The organism is Bradyrhizobium sp. (assembly GCF_030693485.1).
Taxonomy (GTDB): domain Bacteria; phylum Pseudomonadota; class Alphaproteobacteria; order Rhizobiales; family Xanthobacteraceae; genus Bradyrhizobium.
This window is the reverse complement of sequence record NZ_JAUYAN010000257.1, coordinates 1-5,044: the sequence shown is the minus strand read 5'-3', so window position 1 is coordinate 5,044 and position 5,044 is coordinate 1. Positions and strand designations below refer to the sequence as shown.

Genomic DNA, 5,044 nt, shown 5'->3' with positions numbered 1-5,044 from the left:
AGGATGAGGAAGAGAGTTTCAAACCGCAGCTTGCAGCACCACCTGTTGCGCCGCCAGCCGCCAGCTGGCGCAGGGAATTTCCTTCGGCGCGACGGCGATCAGCTTTTCGAACCGCACCAGCTTCCAGTCGCCGGGCGAATGCGTGAAGGCGAAGCCGGACTTGCGGGCGAGGCCGAGCATGGCGTCGTTGGAGCGCAGCGTGTCGCCGAACAGCCTGCTGGCGCCGAACGCCGCGGCGCGGCATTCCAGATTGTGCAGCAATGCGGAGCCTAGACCATGGCGCTGCCAGCGGTCGTCGATCGACAGGCCGAACTCAAAGCTGTCGGTATCGGCGTCGAAGACGTAGCGGGCTTCGCCGACAATGGTCTCGGCGCCGTCGACGATCATCACCGCGACCACGCTGAAGCGGTCGGCTTCACCGACATGGATGAATTGATCGAGCTGGCTGGCCGGCAATTCGCTGATGGCGCCGAAGAAGCGGTTATAGCGGGAGCGGGTCGAAAGCGACCGGAAATAGGCCCGCAGCGCCTCCGCGTCGCGCGGCTCGACGAAGCGCAGCATCACCGAATTCCCGCCGCGTAACCGCAGGATATCGGAATGTTGCCGGAGGTCGTCGAAGCGAATCGCGGACATGGCTGGCTCCCGATGGTCTCCCGAAAAGTCGCGGCCGGCGTCCCCCCGGAAGGCAACGCCGGCCTGGCTGTTGTTCAAGCCCGCCAGAACGGCTTTTCGGCCTCATAGACGATATCGCTCCAGGACAGGCCGACGTCGTGCAGGTCACGGGCGGACAGCTGGGTCAGCTGACGCCGGTTCCGCTGGCGCTGGTGCCAGACCTGGAGGGTCTGGCTGATCCGGGTGAAAATGCTGGATTGATGATGATTTGTCATCGATTGATGGGTTAAAGTGGACATGGTCATCTCCTGAAGTTAGGTTGTTGGCCGGAATATCCGCCTGATCCACGCTTTCGACAAACGACACTTCGTGCCTCCTCGCATGAGATAAATTCATGTATTAGGGATGTCGGGAATGACTGCGAGACTGCCGTCGCTCAATGGATTACGCGCCTTCGAGGAGGCGGCCCGGCATCTCAGCTTTACGCTGGCGGCGGCCGAGCTGAACGTCACCCAGACCGCGATCAGCCATCAGATCCGGCGGCTCGAGCTGGAGCTCGGGGTCAAGCTGTTCGTCCGCCAGAACCGCGCGCTGACCTTGACCGCGGAGGCGCAGGAATATCTCCCCGGCGTCCGCGCCGCCTTCAACGATCTCAAGCTCGCCACCGACCGGCTGTTGCGCAGGGACAGCGACCATGTGCTGACGGTCTCGACGCTGGCCTCGCTCGCCGCGAAATGGCTACTGCCGAAACTTTCCGCGTTCCAGGAAGCCCATCCCGGCATCGACGTCCACATCACCACATCGACCAATCTGGTCGATTTCAGATCCGGCGACGTCGATGCCGCGATCCGCTATGGCCGCGGCCAATGGCCGGGCCTGCGCGCCGACTGGCTGATGGCCGATGAACTGTTTCCGGTGTGCAGCCCGGCCTTGCTGGACGGCAAGAAGCCGTTGCAGCGGCCGGAAGACCTCGCCGACCATGTGCTGCTGCACACCAGCGCGGCCAGCAATGACGACTGGCGGCTGTGGCTCACCGCCGCGGGCCTGCCGACCAACCTCTCGAAACAACCCGGCGTCACCTTCGACCTCGTCTTCATGACCGTGCAGGCCGCGATCGACGGGATGGGCGTGGCGATGGGCCGGACCTCCTATGTCGAGGCCGATATCGCCAAGGGACGGCTGGTGGTGCCGTTCGATATCGCGCTGCCGGCCGATGCCGGCTTCTATCTGGTCTCGCCGGAGGCCCGAGCCGACGCGCCGAAACTGTCGGCGTTTCGGCATTGGCTTAGAGCCTCGATTCATGGCAAAGGGGAAGAGCTTGGCAAGGGCGACGAACTCCGCAAGCCCGAGCCGCTTCCCGAAGCAAAACAGCCTGCCCGGCGTCGCCGGGTTTGATTTCCGTGCCAGCAATAATAACAAGACGCATGGTCGACCTCTCGCGAAAATTCGATGTTCTGGTGATCGGCGGCGGCAACGCGGCACTTTGCGCTGCGATCAGCGCGCGGCAGGCCGGCGCCTCGGTGCTGGTGCTGGAAGGCGCGCCGAAATTCTACCGGGGCGGCAACACCCGCCACACCCGCAACATGCGCTGCGCCCATGATGCCGCCACCGACATCCTGACCGGGCCCTATACCGAGCAGGAATTCTGGGAAGACCTGCAGCGCGTCACCGACGGCGAGACCGACGAGGAACTCGCGAAGCACATGATCGCGGAGTCCAAGGATATTCTGGGCTGGATCGTCGAACAGGGCGTGCGCTGGCAGCCCTCGCTGGGCGGCACGCTCGGCCTCGGCCGCACCAATTCGTTCTTCCTCGGCGGCGGAAGGGCGATGCTGAACGCCCTGTATCTCACCGCCGAAAAGCTCGGCGTCGACATCCTCTACGACGCCGAAGTGCTCGGCCTCGAGATCGAGAACGGCATGTTCCTGTCGGCCATGTTGAAGCAGGGCCACGCCGACGTCGCCGTCCGCGCCGCGACCCTGGTCGCCGCCGCCGGCGGTTTCGAGGCCAACATCGAATGGCTGAAGCAGTACTGGGGCGACGCCGCCGACAATTTCCTGATCCGCGGCACCCCCTATAACCGTGGATCGATCCTGAAGATGCTGCTCGACAAGGGCGTGCAGGATGTCGGCGATCCCACCCAGTGCCACGCGGTGGCGATCGACGCCCGTGCGCCGAAATTCGACGGTGGCATCATCACCCGGCACGACTCGGTGGTGTTCGGCATCGTGGTCAACAAGCACGCCGCGCGTTTTTACGACGAGGGCGAAGACATCTGGCCGAAGCGCTACGCCATATGGGGCCGCCTGGTGGCGGCGCAGCCCGACCAGATCGCCTACATCATCTTCGACAGCAGCGTGCGCAACAGTTTCATGCCGACGCTGTTTCCGCCGATCGAGGCGCCGACCATCGCCGGACTCGCAGCCAGGTTCGAGCTCGATCCGGCCGCGCTGGAACAGACCATCGCCGGCTTCAACGCCGCGGTGCGGCCCGGCACTTTCGACCACACCATCCTCGACGACTGCCGCACCGAGGGCCTGACGCCGCCGAAGACGCACTGGGCGCGCAAGATCGAGACGCCGCCCTACTATGCCTATCCGGTGCGGCCCGGCATCACCTTCACCTATCTCGGCACCCGCGTGAACCGGCAGGCGCGCATGCTGATGAAGGACGGCAGACCCGCCGCCAACATGTTCGCCGCCGGCGAGATCATGGCGGGCAATGTACTGGGCAAGGGCTACGCCGCCGGCATCGGCATGACCATCGGGAGCGTGTTCGGACGGATCGCGGGACGGGAAGCGGCGCAAAATGCACGGAACTAAAATCCTCGAGGAAGCCGGCCGGCTGATGACGGTCTGCAATTCCTGCCGCTACTGCGAGGGCCTCTGCGCGGTGTTTCCGGCGATGGAAATGCGCCGCGCCTTTTCCGACGGCGACCTCAATTATTTTGCCAATCTCTGCCATGGCTGCGGCGCCTGTTACACCGACTGCCAGTTCTCGCCGCCGCATGAATTCAACGTCAACGTCCCGCAAACGCTGACGATCGCGCGCGCCGAATCCTACGCCGCCTATGCCTGGCCGCGCGCCTTTTCCGGCCTGTTCGTGCGCAACGGGCTTTGGATCAGCGTCATCGCGGCCCTCAGCGTCGCCGCGTTCATCTTCGGCTTTGCTGCCTTCCACGACCGGCAGGTGCTGTTCGGGGTGCACACCGGACCCGGCGCATTCTACAAATTAATGCCGCATAATGCGATGGCGGCGCTGTTCGGCGGGGTGTTTCTCTATTCGATCATCGCGCTGGTGATGGGCGTGCGCGCGTTCTGGCGCGACATCGGCGAACCCATCGGCATGCTGGCGGATCCGCCCTCGATCTGGCAGGCGATCAAGGACGCCGGACAATTGCGCTATCTCGACGGCGGCGGCGTCGGGTGCGTCAACGAGGACGAGCGGCCAAGCGACCTGCGCCGGATCTACCACCATCTGACTTTCTACGGTTTTGGGCTTTGCTTCGCCTCGACCTCGGTGGCGACGGCGTATCATTACTTCTGGGCACGCGAGGCGCCGTATCCGTGGTGGGACCTGCCTGTCGTGCTCGGCACGCTCGGCGGCATCGGGCTGCTGATCGGCCCCGCGGGTTTGCTGGCGGAAAAATGGAAGCGCGATCCCGATCTGGTCGATCATGAACGGATGGGGATGGATGTCGCGTTCGTCGTCATGCTGTTCATGACGAGTTTGACGGGCCTGGCGCTGCTGGTGCTGCGCGACACCGCCGCGATGGGCGCGCTGCTGGCGCTGCATCTCGGCGTGGTGTTCGCGCTGTTCATCACCATGCCCTATGGCAAGTTCGTGCACGGAATCTATCGCTTCGCGGCGCTGGTGCGTTATGCGCGGGAGCGGCGGAGTCCGGGATAGGCACGCTCATTTCGCTATCGCGATCCTTTATACCATGCTTTCGAGCGTCATTCTGTTCCGCAGCGTCAATCGATCCGCCCAGGCTGACATCGCACAAATGAGCCTTGCTGCCGGGCGCAACTATCCTGCGGTCGATATCTTTATCTGCACCTATGACGAGCCACTCGAACTTGTCGAGCGGTCGATCCCGTACGCGTTCGCACTCGACTAAACGTCCTTTGCAATCACCGCCACCTTGCTGAGCGCCGTCGTCAAACCGTTAGGCCAACCTTTCAAAACTACAGACAAGGGCGGCGATCGCTCGGTGCCGAGGGTCCACTGGAAACCCGCGGCCACCTTCGGGTTGATCGCGGCAAGCTCGGCCGCAAGCATCGCATGGGCGTTCGTTTCGCCCCATGCCGCGGGAGAGATCTCCTCACTCGACTATTTCAATCTGCTATGGGCGGGTATCGCAATACTGATTGCATTCATTGCCTTGCTGGTCTGTTTCGAATTACCACGCGGCGAGGAGGTTGTTCGCCAT

Annotated in this window: 6 protein-coding genes and 1 pseudogene; 5 read left to right on the top strand and 2 right to left on the bottom strand. The window is 63.6% G+C overall.

What is annotated here, in order from left to right; all coding sequences use genetic code 11:
- Positions 1-18: 18 nt before the first annotated feature.
- Together Q8N40_RS19005 and Q8N40_RS19000 are read right to left on the bottom strand one after the other, a co-directional pair.
- Positions 19-633, bottom strand: coding sequence for a GNAT family N-acetyltransferase (locus tag Q8N40_RS19005; RefSeq protein WP_305712902.1), 615 nt, complete (start codon positions 631-633; stop codon positions 19-21).
- A 74-nt stretch (positions 634-707) separates the two neighbouring features.
- Positions 708-911: a DUF1127 domain-containing protein gene (locus tag Q8N40_RS19000; protein WP_305712901.1), complete on the bottom strand. Its 204-nt coding sequence runs from the start codon at positions 909-911 to the stop codon at positions 708-710.
- A gap of 115 nt (positions 912-1,026) precedes the next feature.
- On the opposite strand from Q8N40_RS19000, the gene Q8N40_RS18995 reads away from it, so the two are divergent.
- The 5 genes and pseudogenes from Q8N40_RS18995 to Q8N40_RS18975 all read left to right on the top strand — a co-directional run.
- Positions 1,027-2,007, top strand: coding sequence for a transcriptional regulator GcvA (locus Q8N40_RS18995; protein WP_305712900.1), 981 nt, complete (start codon positions 1,027-1,029; stop codon positions 2,005-2,007).
- A gap of 29 nt (positions 2,008-2,036) precedes the next feature.
- The gene (tcuA, locus tag Q8N40_RS18990; protein ID WP_305712899.1) at positions 2,037-3,434 is read left to right on the top strand and encodes an FAD-dependent tricarballylate dehydrogenase TcuA; all 1,398 of its coding nucleotides are present in this window, start codon (positions 2,037-2,039) and stop codon (positions 3,432-3,434) included.
- Complete coding sequence (gene tcuB, locus Q8N40_RS18985; RefSeq protein ID WP_305712898.1) at positions 3,421-4,521, top strand: tricarballylate utilization 4Fe-4S protein TcuB; 1,101 nt, start codon at positions 3,421-3,423, stop codon at positions 4,519-4,521. Before tcuA ends, tcuB begins: the two co-directional genes overlap by 14 nt.
- Positions 4,522-4,555: 34 nt before the next feature.
- Positions 4,556-4,732, top strand: coding sequence for a hypothetical protein (locus Q8N40_RS18980; protein ID WP_305712897.1), 177 nt, complete (start codon positions 4,556-4,558; stop codon positions 4,730-4,732).
- A 24-nt stretch (positions 4,733-4,756) separates the two neighbouring features.
- Positions 4,757-5,044 (top strand): annotated as a pseudogene (locus Q8N40_RS18975) (cellulose synthase); the annotation flags it as partial.

Bases quoted from the DNA above. Each gene is read 5' to 3' on its own strand.
- tcuB (WP_305712898.1), top strand. From the start codon at position 3,421: ATGCACGGAACTAAAATCCTCGAGGAAGCCGGCCGGCTGATGACGGTC.
- Q8N40_RS19005 (WP_305712902.1), bottom strand. From the start codon at position 633: ATGTCCGCGATTCGCTTCGACGACCTCCGGCAACATTCCGATATCCTG.
- Q8N40_RS19000 (WP_305712901.1), bottom strand. From the start codon at position 911: ATGTCCACTTTAACCCATCAATCGATGACAAATCATCATCAATCCAGC.
- Q8N40_RS18995 (WP_305712900.1), top strand. From the start codon at position 1,027: ATGACTGCGAGACTGCCGTCGCTCAATGGATTACGCGCCTTCGAGGAG.
- Q8N40_RS18980 (WP_305712897.1), top strand. From the start codon at position 4,556: ATGCTTTCGAGCGTCATTCTGTTCCGCAGCGTCAATCGATCCGCCCAG.
- tcuA (WP_305712899.1), top strand. From the start codon at position 2,037: ATGGTCGACCTCTCGCGAAAATTCGATGTTCTGGTGATCGGCGGCGGC.